Below are 1,619 nucleotides of genomic sequence, written 5' to 3'. Positions count from 1 at the left end.
GATCCACCGGTGTGATGTGGGTGTTTGGGGTGTGTCCGGGTACGCAAATGCCCTCTGGCTTGGGATGATTGTTCTTGCGACGGAACAAAAACCACTGAGCGAGAGGGCATCTGCTGGATGCGATCATCTCATACTGCCGGATCGGTGTCGGTGAGGTTCGATGATGAGGGTCTCGTGTCGTGCGCGGGGCTGGTGCCGGTGCTGCGGCTGGCCGAGGACGTTGGCCTGGGTGAGTTGATTGATCAGCGGGTTGACCTGGGGATTCCAGTCGGCGCGAACCCGGACGCGAAAGCGTTGTCGGTAGTGGCGGGTATGGCTGCCGGGGCTGACTCGATCGAGGACCTGGACGTGATCCGGCACGGCGGGATGCGCCGGTTGTTCACGGGTCTTCGGGCGCCCTCGACCTGCGGGTCCTGGCTGCGGGGGTTCACCCACGGCCACGTCGGCCAGCTTGCCTCGGCCGCCGCCGAGGCCCTGGTCCGGCTGGCCGGGCGGATTCCGTCGCTGTTGCCCGGGATCGAGCAGCTGGCGTTCGTCGATATCGACGCCAAGATCAAGGAAACCTACGGCCACGGCAAACAAGGCAGCGGGTTCGCCTATAACGGGGTCCGTGGCCTGAACCACCTGATAGCGACCTTGTCGTCCCCGGTCTGCGCGCCGGTGATCCTGACCGCCCGGCTGCGGAGCGGGAACTGCGATTCCCGCCGCGGGGCGGCGTCGATGATCACCGAGGCGATCGGTCTGGCGCGCCGGGCCGGGGCGACCGGGATGATCGTGGTCCGCGCCGATTCCGCGTTCTTCACCGGCCCGGTCATCGCCGCGATCCACGCGGCGGGCGCCTATTTCTCCATCACAGCCCAGAAAAACGTGGCCACCAAGGCCGCGATCAACGCTATCGGCGAGGACGACTGGAGCACGATCGAATACCGGCACCCGATCCCCGACCCGCTATCCGGCGAGCTGATCACACATGCCGAGATCGCCGAAACCACGTTGACCGCGTTCATCAACACCACCCAGAACCCCGGCCGCCAGGTCACCGCACGACTGCTGGTCCGCCGCACCCCGCGATTCCTCACCAACGACCAGGGCGAGTTGTTCCACGTCTGGAACTACCACGCCGTGTTCACCGACACCGGCTTCGACCTGCACACCGCCGACAAATATCACCGCGAGCACGCGATCATCGAACAGGTCTTCGCCGACCTCAACGACTCCGCCCTCGCCCATTTCCCCTCAGGCCGCTTCCCGGCCAACCACGCCTGGCTGATCCTGGCCTGCCTCACCCACAACCTGCTCCGCGCCACAGGCTGCCTCACCAGCATCTTCCACTCCAAAGCCCGCACCGGCACCCTTCGCCGGCACCTGATCACCATCCCCGCCCGCATCACCCGCACCGCCCGCCACATCACCCTCCGACTACCCGCCAACTGGCCCTGGCAAGCCGCCTACCAGGCCCTCTTCACCGCAACACACCGAACACCCTGACCCCACACCCCGACAACAGACCACAGTGGACACACCGGATGAGACGACCGGCACCCCGCCCTGCCAGCAACCAGCCAAAAGATCAACAAACCCCACCAAGATCACCTAACAAACACATCGGTGGATCCAGG

At 65.5% G+C, this 1,619-nt stretch carries 1 protein-coding gene; it reads left to right on the top strand.

All coding sequences use genetic code 11. The features are described 5' to 3' along the window. Positions 1 to 117: 117 nt before the first annotated feature. A complete protein-coding gene (locus AC0685_RS43425) occupies positions 118 to 1,488 on the top strand; it encodes an IS1380 family transposase (RefSeq protein WP_478230850.1) in 1,371 nt (456 codons plus the stop codon). Positions 1,489 to 1,619 lie beyond the last annotated feature (131 nt).

It is taken from the genome of Amycolatopsis sp. NPDC043889 (assembly GCF_056435645.1).
This window is presented reverse-complemented; position numbering and strand designations above follow the sequence as displayed.

Excerpts from the sequence above, each read along its gene's own strand:
- AC0685_RS43425 (WP_478230850.1), top strand. The coding sequence starts at position 118 with ATGCGATCATCTCATACTGCCGGATCGGTGTCGGTGAGGTTCGATGAT.